This window comes from Mesorhizobium sp. C120A (assembly GCF_030323105.1).
Lineage (GTDB): Bacteria > Pseudomonadota > Alphaproteobacteria > Rhizobiales > Rhizobiaceae > Mesorhizobium.
In genome coordinates this window covers 274110-288798 of the sequence record NZ_CP100476.1, presented here as the reverse complement: position 1 = coordinate 288798, position 14689 = coordinate 274110, and the positions used below count along the sequence as shown (strand labels likewise).

The 14689-nt window shown below is 63.3% G+C and carries 12 protein-coding genes; 9 read left to right on the top strand and 3 right to left on the bottom strand.

All coding sequences use genetic code 11. The features are described from left to right. The first annotated feature begins 7 nt into the window (after positions 1-7). Entirely contained in the window at positions 8-847 is an 840-nt protein-coding gene (locus tag NL532_RS01360) for an alkaline phosphatase family protein (protein WP_023755806.1), read from the top strand. A 194-nt stretch (positions 848-1041) separates the two neighbouring features. Here NL532_RS01360 and NL532_RS01355 read toward each other — a convergent pair whose 3' ends face one another. Beyond that, positions 1042-2232 (bottom strand): integrase core domain-containing protein, encoded by a 1191-nt coding sequence (locus tag NL532_RS01355; protein ID WP_023826017.1) that lies wholly within the window; start codon positions 2230-2232, stop codon positions 1042-1044. Between the two features lie 235 nt (positions 2233-2467). Here NL532_RS01355 and NL532_RS01350 point away from each other — a divergent pair, with 235 nt between their 5' ends. Genes NL532_RS01350 through NL532_RS01340 form a run of 3 tightly spaced genes read left to right on the top strand, consistent with a single transcriptional unit; the run spans position 2468 to position 5119 of the window. After that, positions 2468-3034 (top strand): sigma-70 family RNA polymerase sigma factor, encoded by a 567-nt coding sequence (locus tag NL532_RS01350; protein ID WP_023683483.1) that lies wholly within the window; start codon positions 2468-2470, stop codon positions 3032-3034. Between the two features lie 14 nt (positions 3035-3048). Then, the gene (locus NL532_RS01345) at positions 3049-3717 is read left to right on the top strand and encodes a hypothetical protein (RefSeq protein WP_023755564.1); all 669 of its coding nucleotides are present in this window, start codon (positions 3049-3051) and stop codon (positions 3715-3717) included. Continuing rightward, entirely contained in the window at positions 3707-5119 is a 1413-nt protein-coding gene (locus NL532_RS01340) for a S8 family serine peptidase (protein WP_023711314.1), read from the top strand. The genes NL532_RS01345 and NL532_RS01340 overlap by 11 nt, the downstream gene beginning before the upstream one ends. Before the next feature lie 25 nt (positions 5120-5144). Here the strand turns inward: NL532_RS01340 and NL532_RS01335 are convergent, their stop codons facing one another. Together NL532_RS01335 and NL532_RS01330 are read right to left on the bottom strand one after the other, a co-directional pair. Then, positions 5145-6491 carry an NAD(P)/FAD-dependent oxidoreductase gene (locus NL532_RS01335; protein WP_023828624.1) on the bottom strand — a complete coding sequence of 449 codons (1347 nt, stop codon included), beginning with the start codon at positions 6489-6491 and terminating at the stop codon, positions 5145-5147. A gap of 166 nt (positions 6492-6657) precedes the next feature. Beyond that, positions 6658-7680, bottom strand: a complete 1023-nt coding sequence (locus NL532_RS01330; RefSeq protein WP_023668893.1) for a substrate-binding domain-containing protein — start codon at positions 7678-7680, stop codon at positions 6658-6660. A gap of 364 nt (positions 7681-8044) precedes the next feature. Here NL532_RS01330 and NL532_RS01325 point away from each other — a divergent pair, with 364 nt between their 5' ends. The 5 genes from NL532_RS01325 (at position 8045) to NL532_RS01305 (ending at position 14654) form a co-directional block, all read left to right on the top strand. Next, positions 8045-9400, top strand: coding sequence for an ABC transporter substrate-binding protein (locus NL532_RS01325; protein ID WP_023668892.1), 1356 nt, complete (start codon positions 8045-8047; stop codon positions 9398-9400). Between the two features lie 235 nt (positions 9401-9635). After that, the gene (locus tag NL532_RS01320; protein ID WP_023668891.1) at positions 9636-10649 is read left to right on the top strand and encodes a carbohydrate ABC transporter permease; all 1014 of its coding nucleotides are present in this window, start codon (positions 9636-9638) and stop codon (positions 10647-10649) included. A 1-nt stretch (position 10650) separates the two neighbouring features. Continuing rightward, entirely contained in the window at positions 10651-11805 is a 1155-nt protein-coding gene (locus NL532_RS01315) for a carbohydrate ABC transporter permease (protein ID WP_023668890.1), read from the top strand. 5 nt (positions 11806-11810) lie between these two features. Continuing rightward, positions 11811-13475, top strand: a complete 1665-nt coding sequence (bglA, locus tag NL532_RS01310; RefSeq protein ID WP_031202838.1) for a beta-galactosidase BglA — start codon at positions 11811-11813, stop codon at positions 13473-13475. A gap of 66 nt (positions 13476-13541) precedes the next feature. Continuing rightward, positions 13542-14654, top strand: a complete 1113-nt coding sequence (locus tag NL532_RS01305; RefSeq protein ID WP_023668888.1) for an ABC transporter ATP-binding protein — start codon at positions 13542-13544, stop codon at positions 14652-14654. The last annotated feature ends 35 nt before the right edge of the window (positions 14655-14689 follow it).

Sequence of the window (14689 nt, the reverse complement as noted above, 5' to 3'; positions counted from 1 at the left end):
GCCGCCCATGGCGCTCAAGACCAAACTGCTGCTCATCATTTTCGATGGCGTGCCCTACCGGAACTGGCGCCGGCTGATGGGCAATCTCGAAGGCTGGGTGCAATCGGGCGAGGCGCAGGTGTGGAAGATGCGCTCGGTGCTGCCGTCGACCTCGGCCTGCTGCTATGCCTCGATCCACACCGGCGTTTCGCCGCAGGAGCACGGCATCCTATCCAACGAGAACCGTTTTCTCGTCAACAAGCCGGATATTTTCTCCGAGGTCAGCAAGGCCGGCGGCAAGACCGGCGCGGTGACGCATTCCTACTGGTCGGAATTCTTTCGTTCCTATCCGTTCGATCTGGTCGAGGACATGGAGTATGACGAGCCCAACGGACCGATCGCGCATGGCCGCTTCCACACCATGACCGGCTATAATGCCCGCAACCAGATGACGCCGAGCGATGTCGATTTGTTTGCGACGCTGACCATGCTGACCCGGCGCCATGATATCGACTACGGGATCCTGCACACCTGCACGCTCGATTCGATGGGCCATCGCTTCGGCCATGACTGCCACGAAATGGACCATGCCTGCTATGCGATGGACGGCATGCTGGCAGCCTTCCTGCCGGGCTGGCGGCAAGCCGGTTACGAGGTGATCGTAACCGCCGACCACGGCCAGACAGACCGCGGCCATCATGGCGGCCGCGACGATGAAATGCAGGATTTCGCGCTGTATTATTTCGGAGCCGGCAAAGGGCCGGATCCGGACACGCTGCTTGATCAGCTGCAACTGGCGCCGACGGTGCTGAAGCGGCTGGGTGTGCCGGTGCCGGAGACCATGAAGGCTAAGCCGTTTTTGGGGTGACGGAGGTCGTCGCTGAGCCGCCGTTCGCTACCCCCTCTCCCCGTCACTATACGGGGAGAGGGTAAGGGTGAGGGGCAGCGCAACATCAAACATAAATACCCCAACGCCGGTGCCGCCCCTCATCCGGCTGCCGCTGTCCAGCCGATAGATGGGTAACACTTTGAACCGGATACATAGGTGACACTTCTCTCCCCCTATGCGTCCGCCGCAGCGCCAAGCGGATTGGTTGGCGCGGCGCTGCGGCGGACAAGCTTCATGTGCCGTGTGTCGATGATGCCGAGCGGGTGGGCATGGAATGAGAGTGTCCATTGTCCGTCTTCGGTCTCCAACGCAGCGACCGGTTCGCCCGCCAGCGCTTGCGAGACATATATGAAGCCGCCATTCCATCGGATCTCGCCATTGTGGCGCACGCGGCGGACCGAGGCCTCGGCCGGATAGACGGGCTCGGGTGGTGTCCTGGGCATGGCGCGCTGTGAGGACCGGTAGTGCTGGGCGGGCGTATCCATGCCCAGCGCCTCATGGGGACGTTCCTCATTGTAGCTGTGGCGGAAGGTCTCGAAGGCCTGGCCCTGTGCCGTTCGGTCGGCTTCCGGTGCCTCGGCCATCGGCAGCATGGTCAGGTGAAAGCGCTCGTGACGTCCGTTCTGCTGTGGCCTGCCGGGTGCGATCCGCTCCAGGGTGATGCCGAGCTTGATGAAGCGCACGACAAGCGGCGTCAGCCCGGTGACGCCGGCCGATGCGAAGGGCGGGCCATTGTCGCTTCTGAAGCGATCCGGCAGGCCATGCTCTTCAAACAGCCGTTCGAACACCGGCCAGGCTTCGCTATCGGCCGTCGACCCCGTCGCTTCGAGCGCCAGAAGATAGCGGCTCGACGCATCCATCACCGTCAAGGGTTCGCAACGCCAGCCGTCGCGGGTCCGGAACCAGCCCTTGTGATCGCCAGTCCACACCGCGTTCGGTTCTTGCGGCTGTGGCCAGGGTCCATTGCCGCAGGCCCGCAGGCGGGGTCGCTTGCGGGCGCGGACAAGCCCATGCCGCGCAAGGATCGCGCCGACCGTCGAGGCTGAAGGCCACATGAACTCGGGAGCCGTGCGCCTGAGCCGTGCCACGATCTTCTTTGGACCCCAGAGCGGATGCAGCTCCTTGGCCGCCACAATCCGCTCAACCAGATCCTGAGCTGTCGCACGGCCATGATTGAGCGGGGCTCGCGGCAGGTCGTGCAAACCCTCAGGCCCAAACGTCCGATAGCGTCCTAGCCATTTGTAGCCGTTCTTGCGTGAGATCCCGTAGGCCGCACAAAGCGCAACCATCGTCTCATCCCCAGAAAGACACTCCACAACAAACCGTAGCCGCTCGTCCATGATGCCAGTCTCTCGCCAAACCATCGCCGGTCCTCCGGCGGACAAGAAAACTGTCACCCATGCTATCGGTCCATTCTGTTACCTATCTATCCGGTTCGGACACCGCCACCTTCTCCCCGTATAGTGACGGGGAGAAGGGAGACACTCTGGCAACACTCACCTTCTTCGGTTAGCTTCGCCAAAATTCCTTGGCGGAAGGATGAACCTTTTTGAACCTATCGGCGACAGAGCAGACAGGAGCCAGGCGGCTCGACCGGCCATGACGGCAGCGACCGAGACTGATCGCGCGCTTGTCGACCGGGTCGCGAAGGGCGACCGTGCCGCTGTTCGGCTGCTGTTCATGCGTCACCACGCGCGGGTCTACCGCTTCGTGGTGCGCCAGACGGGATCGGAAATGATGGCCGACGATATCGCAAACGAGGTCTTTCTCGAGCTGTGGCGCCAGGCGCCCGGTTTCGAAGGGCGCTCGGAAGTCTCGACATGGCTGCTCGGCATCGCCCGGTTCAAGGCGCTGTCGATGCTTCGCAAGAAAAAAGAAGACTGGATCGATGACGACGATGCGGCGCAGGTTCCCGACGGCGCCGACACGCCGGAAGTCGCCACCATGAAGGAAGACAAGGGCGCCGCTTTGCGGCGCTTCGTCGATGCCTTGCCGGAGGAACACCGCTCGGTGATCGACCTTGCCTATTACCATGGACAGTCGGTGACGGAGATTGGCGAGGTGCTCGGCATCCCGGTCGCCACCGTCAAGACCCGAATGTTCTACGCCCGCAAGAAACTCGGCGAAGCCCTCAAGGCCGCCGGTTACGACAGGGGGTGGCCATGAGCAATCCTGAAGACATGAGCGCCGCTGAAAAAATGTCGCGCCGTGACGAAATGGAAACGCTGCTGCCGTTCTACCTGAACGGCTCGCTGGAAGGCTCGGACCTCGAAGCCGTCGAGGAATGGCTGGCGTCCGATCCGGCGGCGACGGCGGCGCTTGGCGAGGCTGAGGCGGAATTCTCCGGCGCCACCGCCGCCAACGAGGCGATCCGGCCACCGGCCGATGCGCTCAGCCGCTTTGCCAGGGCGCTCGACGCCGAAGCCGGACCGGTCCGCGCTCCCGCGGGCCGTTCCTGGCTGGCGCAGGCACTCGGCCGTTTCATGGCGGTGCCGGTCGGTGTCGCCTGGGCGGCAGCGGCGGTGCTGCTGGCGTTGGTCGTGGTGCAGTCCTACGTGCAGACCGGCGGCAAGAGCCATGATTTCGAGGTTGCCGGCGCCGAGGATGATCTGGCGAAACTGCCGTTCGCGCTGGTCAAGTTCAAGCCGGATGCGAAGATGTCCGACATCGCTGTCTTCCTCGACCAGAACGCGCTGAAGATCGCCGGCGGGCCGGCCGCCTCGGGCGTCTTCCGCATTGCCATCCCGGTCAAGACCGGAGCAGACTACACCAGGCTCGTCGGCCTTATTGCCGCCCAGCCGTTCGCGGAGACTGTGATCGAGGGAAGGAAACCGGTTGATGGCAGCTAGGGCGGTCATTCGATTTGCGGCGATCCTGGTGGCGGCGACGACAATCGTCGCCGTGCCGGCGTCGGCGCAGACCAATGATCCCAATGCCGGCCGGGCCGACTGCACCGACGCGGCCGGAGCGGCGGCTGCCGACTGCCCGAAAGACGGCAATGAGGCCAACGTCGGCGGCGAACCAGGCGCAGTTACCCTTCCGGCCCTGATCGTCGACCTGTTTCCCAACCCACCGGCTCCCGTAGCGCCCGTGCCGACGCCGCGGCCGTCAGCGCCGCCTGCCGACACGCAGGCCGGGCCACCCGCCGGCGGGGCGATCGTTTCGCCGACCGATCTTGTCGCGACCGCGCCGCGCCGTGCCATCGCCGGCGAGTTCGTGCCCGACGAGGTGCTGGTGACCGTCGACGGCGATGCCGGCGCCGTCCAGCAGATCGCCGCCTCCTTCGGCCTTGAAGTGCGCTCGCAGCGCCAGTCGCGGCTGCTCGGCACCACGCTGGTGCGCTTCGGCATTCCCGACGGCCGCCCGGTCGGCGCCGTGCTGGCGCAGCTGGCCGCCGATGGCCGCACCCTGCGGCGCGAGCCAAACCATATCTATTCGCTGCAGCAGGCGGCCGGCATCGTCAACTATGCCTTCGAGCGCATTCAGCTCGACAACAAGCAAGCCAGTGGCGAAAACGTGCGCATCGCCGTCATCGACACCGGCATAGACGACACCAATCCGGCGCTTTCCGGCGTCATTGCTGATCAGTTCGACGCCATGCCCAACGTGCCGGTCGAAAAGCGTGACCACGGTACCTCGGTCGACGGGCTGATCGCCGGCGTCGGCGCGCTCGAAGGCATGGCGCCCGGCGCCAGGATCTATCACGCCCGCGCCTTCGAGGACGGCAGGTCGACCATGGATGTCATCTTGTCGGCGCTCGACTGGGCGGCGGACCAGAATGTCAGCATCATCAATATGAGTTTCGTCGGCCCCAAGAACGATCTGCTCGCCACCGCCTGCCGCAATGCGCGCGGGCTCGGCATCATCCTGGTCGCTGCTGCCGGCAACAACGGGCCGAAAGCGCCCTATGGCTACCCCGCCGCCTATGACGGCGTGATCGCGGTCACCGCCACCGACGCCAAGGACGGGCTGATGCAGCAGGCCAATCGCGGCGCTTATGTCTTCATCTCGGCGCCCGGCGTCGAGATGGTGGCGCCGAGCGGCGCCGGCTCTGACGTCGTCACCGGCACCTCATTTGCCGCCGCGATCGTGTCCGGCGCAATCGCCAACCTGATCCACGCCTCACCCGAGCGCTCGGCCGACGATATCGAAAAGGCGCTGGCCGCCACCGCCAGGGATCTCGGTCCGAAGGGACGGGACAATGATTTCGGTTATGGGCTGCTGGATACGAAGGCGGCGGCGAACAAGTAAACCGGGCGAATTTCGCGCCACCAATTCAGAGCGCCGGACCCAGCCGGACAGGGCTGCCATCATGGAAGCGCGACAGCCGGAAGCGGCTGAGGTCGTGCCCGGTCTGGTTTCCCTGGATCATGTCGGAAACGACGCGGCCTATCCCAGGCCCGATGCCGAAGCCGTGACCGCTCATTCCCGTCGCGACGAAAAGACCACCGACGGCCGCCACATGATCCACGATGGGGACGACGTCGGGCATGGCGTCGATCATGCCGCCCCAGCCTGCCTTCAGGCGAACCGTCTCGAGCTGTGGAAAAAGACGTCCGAAATTGCGTTCTATCGAACGTAGACCGGCTCGTTCAGGGGGCGGGTTCAGCACCCGCATTTTTTCGAAAGGACTGACGGAATCCGGTGCCCAATCGCGCGGCGTCGACCACGCATCAGGGTAGCCTGACGGCGCGAACGGAAAGTAGCGCGTCCCGAACGGATTGTCCCTGAGGGCGGGAAGGTATTTGGTGGCGTGCCGGAATGCGTCGGGCCCCAAATAAAGCAAATGGCTGCCGCCCGCGGCGAGCGTGTAGCCGCCATCCTGCCGGCGCCGGAACGCGATGTGTTCGTCGGCCGCCGCACCGGCATAGATCTCAGCCAAGGGGTCCGTTGCGGCTGCGGTTACCCTGACGCTGAGCTGGGGGATGGAGATGCCGTGTCTGCGCAAGAACAGAGATGACCAGGCGCCGCCCGCGACCAGCACGCTGGAGGCCTCGACATACCCCGCCTCGGTCCACACGCCCTTGATCTTGCCGCCTGAGATTTCGAGGGTTCGCGCGGCACAATTCTCGACGATTTTGACGCCTTTTCGCGCGGCGAGCCGGGCAAGTGCCGGCACCGCCAGCCAAGGCTCCGCGCGCATGTCGGAGGGCGTCGTCATCGCGCCCTTGAATTTGCGCGACATGCCTTTGATGAGTGCCGCGGTTTCGTCTGCATCCAGGAGACGGGTGTCGAGCGCATGCGTCGCAGCGATCTTCATGAACGCTTCGAAGCCGGCCATGTCCTTGTCGGTGTTCGCGAGGTAGGTCACACCTGTCTGGGTCAGGCCGATGTCCTCGCCGCATTCCTCAGCCAGTTGCCGCCACAGGCGAATAGCCTCGATGACGATGGGCAGCTCGTCGGCGTCGCGTCCCTGCTTTCGAATCCAGCCCCAGTTTCGGGACGACTGTTCGGCCGCAATGCGTCCTTTTTCCAGCAGCGTCACCGGGATGTTCCGCTGTGCCAGGAAAAGCGCCGTCGTCACACCGATGATGCCGCCACCGACAATGACCACCTCCGACGTTTTCGGCGGTGGGCCAGGATGCCGGATTGGATCCGTTTCGGAGAACGGGAATATGGGCAAGTGGCGCACCCTGAGGACTGGTTGATGGCTCTGGCTTACTGGTTGCCACCCACTCGAAGCCAAATCAAGGACAGGTCCAGGCAGACCGTTGTCCCAACGAAGTCAATCTATCTGCGGGCAACATCCACATGGGTGAACTTGCCCAGCGGAGCAATTGGATTAATCCCTAAACCGGCGCGCCGGCGACCGAGCCTCTCACCACCAGGTCGACAGGCCAGACCTCGCCCCGCGCCCCTTCTTCCAAGCCGGAAATGCGCGCTGCCAGGCGTTTGGCGATGCGGGCGCCGGCGAGGCGGATCGACGAGCGCGTCGTCGACAGCGGCACGGAAAAATTCTCCGGCTTCAGCCATGGAAAGACGTCGTCATGGGCAATCAACGACAGGTCGCCGGGAATGGTCAGGCCAAGGTCGCGCACCGCGCGCACGACGCCGAGCGACATGATCAGGCTGGAGCAGGCGATCGCCGTCGGCCGCTCGCTCTGTTCGAGCAGGCGCCTGGCGGCGCGGTAGCCGTTCTCCTCGGTCATGGTGAGTGAACAGACATGGCGCTCGCCGAGCGTCAGGCCGCTCGCGGCCAGCGCCCTGCGCATGCCGCGCTCGCGGTGGATGGCGAAGGTCTCGCGGTCGTCGCCATTGATCAGCGCCAGCCGCCGGTGGCCGAGCTGAACCAGCAGCCGGGCCGCATCGTGGAAGCCGCCCTCATTGTCAATGTCGGTGAAAGGGTAGTCGAAATCGGAACCCTCGCTGCGGCCATGGACGATGAAGGGAATGCCGAGCGTGTTGACCAGCGCCACCCGCCGGTCGGCCGGGCGCGGCGAGGAGATGTAGACGGCGTCGACCTGGCGGTTGGCGACGATGCGGCGATAGGTGGTTTCCTGGTCGTCGGCATCGGCCGGCGACAGCACCAGGTCGAGCTCGTGCGAGCGGGCATAGTCGCCGAGGCCGGAGAGGAATTCGACGAAATGCGGGTCGATGTCGACGGAGGCGCCCGTCGGCAGGACATAGCCGATCATGCCGGTCTTGCCGGTCGCCAGCCGGCGCGCGCTCGGGTTGGGCCGGTAGCCGTGGCGCTTGGCGGCATCCACCACACGCCGGCGGGTTTCCTCGTTGACCTCGGGATAGCCGTTGAGCGCACGGCTTACCGTTGTCTGCGACAGGGCCAGCATATGAGAGAGCTGCTTCAGGTTCACTGGGAGGCCTCCAACCCTCAAAGCGCTTTTAATTTTGAAGCCACGCGGCGCCACAATGGGCGCGGCCGAGCTGGTCGACCATACGCACTGGTCCGGCCAGTTTGAAGCTTAATACGGTGCTGCACCGCCGTAAAACTGCGCTGCAGCGCACTTTACCAAGTCTTGCGGCCCGCAATTAAATCGATTAGCCCACCGCCCTCTTGACTTCCAGCCGATTCAATGGCGAGATCAAAAAGACCAAAGCGCTTTGGAAGACTCTTCGAAAGGTTGCGGTTCCTTTCTGAACGAGTCACAGTCCTGCAGCGTCGGCGGGCGGAATGGAGGTTCCGTCCGGGTGTATGTGTCCACACTGGGAGGAATACCGATGAAGAAGATGCTTCTGCTTGGCGCAGCGTTTGCCACGCTCGCCTTGTCCCTGCCGGCGCAAGCCGAACTGAAGTTCAAGCCCGGGGAAGACAAGCGCTTCAACTGGGCCAATTACGAAGAACTGAAGAAGGTCGATCTCAAGGGCGAGACACTGACCATCTTCGGGCCCTGGCGCGGCGAGGACGAAGGCCTCATCCGCACTGTTCTCGAATATTTTCAGGAAGCCACCGGCGCCGAGATCAAATACTCCTCGTCGGAAAATTACGAACAGCAGATCGTCATCGATACCCAGGCCGGCAGCCCGCCCAATATCGCCGTACTGCCGCAGCCGGGCCTGATCCAGGATCTGGCGTCCAAGGGCCTTTTGACGCCGCTGGGCGACGACACCGCCAAATGGATCAAGGACAATTACGGCGCCGGCCAGTCATGGGTCGATCTCGGCACCTTCAAGGACAAGGACGGCAAGCCGGGCTTCTTCGCCTTTCCCTACAAGGCCGACGTGAAATCGCTGGTCTGGTACTCGCCGGACAATTTCGAGGAAGCCGGCTACAAGGTTCCCAAGACCCAGGAAGAGCTCGCCGATCTCGAGAAGAAGATCATCGCCGACGGCGGCACGCCGTGGTGCATCGGCCTCGGCTCAGGCGGCGCTACCGGCTGGCCGGCGACCGACTGGGTCGAAGACATCATGCTGCGCACCCAGGCGCCCGACGTGTATGACAAGTGGGTAAAGAACGAGATCCCGTTCAACGATCCGGCGGTGGTCAACGCCATCGACATTTTCGGCAAGATCGCGACCGACGACAAGATGGTCGACGGCGGGGCCAAGGCGGTTGCCGCGACCGACTTCCGCGACAGCCCGAAGGGCCTCTTCTCGGTGCCGCCGAAATGCTACCTGCACCATCAGGCATCGTTCATCCCGACCTTCTTCCCGGAAGGCACAAAGGTTGGACAGGACGCCGACTTCTTCTACTTCCCGCCCTATGCATCCAAGCCCGAGCTGGGCACGCCTGTGCTCGGCGCCGGCACGCTGGCCATGATCACCAAGGACTCGAAGGGTGCACGCGCGTTCATCGAATTCCTGAAAATGCCGCTGGCACATGAAATCTGGATGGCCCAGGGCGGCTTCGTCACGCCGCTTAAGTCGGTCAACAAGGATGCCTATGCCAGCGACGCGCTGAAGAAGCAGGGCGATATCCTTGCCAATGCCTCGACCTTCCGCTTCGACGGTTCGGACCTGATGCCGGGCAAGATCGGCGCCGGCGCCTTCTGGACCGGCATGATCGATCTGGTCGGCGGCAAGTCGGCGCAGGATGTCGCCACCGACATCCAGAAGAGCTGGGACGCTATCAAGTAGTCAGCTGGCAAGCAGTCAGCTGGCAAGTAACCACTGCCAAGTAATCAGCCGCTTTGGCGGCAAATTCAGGACTTCCTCCACAGACTGGGTCCGGGCCGCTATGGCCCGGATCCGACCGGCGCCTTACGCCGGACCGATTTGCGTTCGTTCGTTTCAGAATAACTTAAATCGGCGCAGAGCCACATCGCCAGGGCTGTTCAAGGCCCGGCCGATCATGCGCAGGGAAGAGGGACCCATGGCTGCTCAGATCTTATCGGCCATTTTTGTCATCATCATCGGCGTCGGCGGCTGCGTCGCCTATTTCTGGGGCGCCAACAAGCTGGTCGACCTGATATTCCCGTCGCGCGGCGTGGCCGGGGCTGCGGCCATCGACAATCTGCGCCGGCAAGGACTGGTCCGTCCGTGGCTGTTCGTCGGCCCGGCGATGATCATCCTCACCGTCTACCTGATCTATCCGGTGGTGGCGACGCTCTGGCTGTCCTTCCTCGACCGCGGCGGCCAGCATTTTGTCGGCTTCGCCAACTATGAATGGGCGTTCGGCGACCGCGAGTTCCGCAACTCGATCCTGAATAACATCATCTGGCTGGCGGTGGTGCCCGCCGCCTGCACCTTTCTAGGGTTGATAATCGCCGTGCTCACGGACAAGATCTGGTGGGGCACAATCGCCAAGAGCCTGATCTTCCTGCCGCTGGCGATCTCCTTCGTCGGCGCCAGCGTGATCTGGAAATTCATCTACGAATATCGCGGCGAGGGCCAGACGCAGATCGGCCTGCTCAACGCCATCATCCAGTATTTCGGCGGCCAGCCGCAGGTCTGGATATCGCTGCCGTTCTGGAACAATTTCTTCCTGATGATCATCCTGATCTGGATCCAGACCGGCTTTGCCATGGTCATCCTGTCTTCGGCGTTGCGCGGCATCCCCGAAGAGACGCTTGAAGCCGCGGTCATCGACGGCGCCAATCCGTTCCAGATCTTCTGGAAGATCATGGTGCCGCAGATCTGGGGCACCATCGCCGTGGTCTGGACGACGATCACCATCCTGGTGCTGAAAGTGTTTGACATCGTGCTGACCATGACCAACGGCCAATGGAACAGCCAGGTGCTGGCCAATCTGATGTTCGATTGGATGTTCCGCGGCGGCGGCGATTTCGGCCGCGGCGCCACCATCGCCATCATCATCATGATCGCGGTCATCCCGATCATGGTCTGGAACATCCGCCAGGCGAACAAAGAGACGGGAGGACATTGAGATGGCCGTCGCGACCGGAAAGTCCTTTGCCAGCCGCTTCGGCGTCCACATCGCCGTGCTTGTCTTCGTCGCCGTCTGGACCGTGCCGACGCTCGGCATCCTGGTCTCGTCGCTGCGCGACAAGGACCAGATCATCGCCTCGGGCTGGTGGAACTCGTTCTCCAGCTCCAGCCAGACTGAAGCCGGCCGCCTGCCGCCGGCCTCGGCGCAGGTCGAGAAGGACGGCAAGTTCGTGCTTGCCGGCAATATCTTCGGCGACGGTGCTGCGCGCAACATCAGCGCCTTCGGCGTCAAGTCGGCGGCACCGACGCAATATCCGGCCGGCACCACTGCCGATCTCGGCGACGGCGTGACCTTGCAGCTCAATGCCGACGGAACGTTCGTCATGAGTTCGCCCAAGGCTTTCGAAGGCGACCGTGGCCAGCGCGTCTATTACGCCTCGTCGGCGCCACCGAAATTCACCACCGACAATTACAAGACCGTGCTGTTTTCGGAGGGCATCGGCCGCTCGTTCATAAACTCGCTGACCGTCACCATCCCGGCGACGGTCATCCCGATCCTGATCGCCGCCTTCGCCGCCTATGCATTGGCGTGGATGCGTTTTCCCGGCCGCGCCTTGCTGATCGCCACAATCATCGGCCTGCTGGTCGTGCCGCTGCAGATGTCCTTGATCCCGCTTTTGAAGATCTACAACGGCGTCGGCATCTTCTTCGGTGTGCCGTCGAAAACCTATCTCGGCATCTGGCTGGCGCATACCGGCTTCGGCCTGCCCTTCGCCATCTATCTCCTGCGCAGCTATATTGCCGGCCTGCCGCGCGAGATCATGGAATCGGCGCGCATAGATGGCGCCAGCGATTTCGAAATCTTCGTCAAGATCGTGCTGCCGCTGTCCTTCCCGGTGCTGGCGTCCTTTGCAATCTTCCAGTTCCTGTGGGTGTGGAACGATTTGTTGGTGGCAATGGTTTTCCTCGGTACCGAAGGGGACCAGATCGTGCTGACCGCGAAGCTCAACGCGTTGCTCGGCTCGCGCGGCGGCGACTGGGAAATCCTGACGACATCGGCCTTCGTCACCATTATCGTGCCGCTGATCGTGTTCTTCTCGCTGCAGCGCTATTTCGTCCGCGGGCTGCTGGCCGGCTCGGTCAAAGGAGGTTGAGACTTATGCAAGCCGCTTTGAAGGCGACCTCGAAGCCCGATCTCGCCGTCGATCGCGACTGGTGGCGGGGCGCGGTGATCTACCAGATCTATCCGCGCTCCTATCAGGACTCCAATGGCGACGGCATCGGCGACCTCAAGGGCATCATCCGCAGGCTGCCCTACATCGCCTCGCTCGGCGTCGACGCCATCTGGATTTCGCCCTTCTTCAAGTCGCCGATGAAGGATTTCGGCTACGACGTCTCGGACTATTGCGACGTCGACCCGATGTTCGGGACGCTCGCCGATTTCGACGCGCTGGTTGCGGAAGCCCATCACCTCGGCCTCAAGGTGATGATCGACGAGGTGCTGTCGCACACCGCCGACAACCATCCATGGTTCAAGGAGAGCCGCGCCAGCCGTAGCAATCCCAAGGCCAACTGGTATGTCTGGGCCGACGCCAGGCCGGACGGCACGCCGCCCAACAACTGGCTGTCGATCTTCGGCGGCTCGGCCTGGCAGTGGGACACCAGCCGCCAGCAATATTATCTGCATAATTTCCTGTCCGAGCAGCCGGACCTCAACTTCCACAATCTGGAAGTCCAGGACGCGCTGCTCGACGTCACCCGCTTCTGGCTGGAGCGCGGCGTCGACGGCTTCCGCCTCGACACCATCAATTTCTACTTCCACAGCCAGGGGCTGGAGAACAATCCGCCGCTGCCGCCCGAAGAGCGCAACGACCAGACAGCACCTGCGGTCAATCCCTACAACTACCAGGACCATATCTACGACAAGAGCCGGCCGGAAAACCTTGCCTTCCTCGAACGGTTCCGGGCGCTGCTCGACGAATATCCGGCGGCCGCCGCGGTCGGCGAAGTCGGCGATTCGCAGCGTGGGCTGGAAGTGGTCGCCGCCTACACCGCCGGCGGCAAACGCGTCCACATGTGCTATTCCTTCGATTTCCTGGCGCCGGAAAAGATCAGCGCCGCCAAGGTGCGCCAGGTGCTGGAAGCCTTCGGCAAGGTCGCCAGCGACGGCTGGTCGTGCTGGGCCTTTTCCAACCACGACGTGATGCGTCCGGCCTCGCGCTGGGCCGCCGACGAGGCCGACCCGGCCGCCTATCTGAAGGTTATCTCGGCGCTGCTGATGTCGCTGCGCGGTTCGGTCTGCCTCTATCAGGGAGAGGAGCTTGGGCTGGGCGAAGCCGAGTTGCAGTTCGAGGATCTGCAGGACCCCTACGGCATTCGCTTCTGGCCCGAATTCAAGGGCCGCGACGGCTGCCGCACGCCGATGGTGTGGGATGCAACCGCCAGCAATGCCGGCTTTTCGACGGCCAAGCCCTGGCTGCCGGTGCCGGGCAAGCACTTGTCGCAAGCGGTCAATGTTCAGCAGGGCGACGCGGCCTCGCTGCTCGGGCACTACCGGCGCTTTCTCGGTTTCCGCCGCCAGCATCCGGCCCTGGCCAAAGGCGACATCGAGTTCATCGAAAGCGAGGGCGAGACCGTCGCCTTCACCCGCCGTGAGGGCAATGAGCAGATCGTCTGCGTCTTCAATCTGGCCAGCAAGCCGGCCGAGGTCGATCTCGGTGGTCAGGCGCTGCTGCCATTGGCCGGGCACGGTTTTTCGGGACAATCCGGCACAGGTTCCATCCGCCTCGGCGGCTACGGCGCCTGGTTCGGGCGCATCGACTGAGTTTTTGACGAAACTGGATTTTTTGAGGAAATCCAGGTTCTCTAGGGAAATCACTGGGAGGAAATTATGGCCGATGTCACGCTGAGACAGGTGAAGAAATCATACGGCAATCTGCACATTCTCCACGGCATCGACCTCGACATAAAGTCGGGCGAGTTCATCGTCTTCGTCGGCCCGTCGGGTTGCGGCAAGTCGACCTTGCTGCGGTCCATCGCCGGGCTTGAGGAGATCACCTCCGGCGAGCTGAAGATCGCCGGCGAGGTGGTGAACGACGTGCCGCCTTCCAAGCGCGGCATTGCCATGGTGTTCCAGTCCTATGCGCTCTATCCGCACATGACCGTCTACGACAACATGGCCTTCTCGATGAAGATCGGCAAGGAAAGCAAGGCCGAGATCGACAAGCGGGTGCGGCAGGCCGCCGAAATCCTGCAGCTGACCAAATATCTCGACCGCCTGCCCAAGGCGATGTCGGGCGGCCAGCGCCAGCGTGTCGCCATCGGTCGCGCCATCGTGCGCAATCCGAAAGTGTTCCTGTTCGACGAGCCGCTGTCGAATCTCGACGCGGCGCTGCGCGTCGCGACCCGCATCGAGATCGCCAAGCTCAAGGAATCGATGCCTGCCACGACCATGATCTACGTCACCCACGATCAGGTCGAAGCGATGACGCTCGCCGACCGCATCGTCGTGCTGAAGGATGGCCATATCGAGCAGGTCGGCACGCCGATGGACCTCTACAAGAAGCCCGGCAATCTGTTCGTTGCCCAGTTCATCGGCTCGCCGGCCATGAACATCCTGCCGGCGACAATCGACAGGACGGGCAACCCGACAATCGTCAGCCATGTCGGCGGCCGCAAGGCAACGGTGCCGATCGCAACGCCGGCGTCAGCAAAGGGTGCGGCAGTCAGCTTCGGCGTGCGGCCGGAGGATCTGTCGGCCGCCACCGGCGCGGAATATCTTTTCGAGGGCGTGGTGGACTATGTCGAGCAACTCGGCGAGGTGCAGCTTGTCTATGTCGATATCGGCCGCGCTGACCTGCCGTTGGTGACCAAGCTGCCCGGCAATGTCGAGGTCAAGCGCGGGGCAAAGCTGCGACTGACCGCGGATGCCGGGGACCTGCACATCTTCGACGCCGATGGGCACTCCTTCTCGCTCAAGCCGGTGGAAGTGAAGGCGGCTTGAGATAGCTGCGTCGTACAGGCATGAAAAAAGAGCGG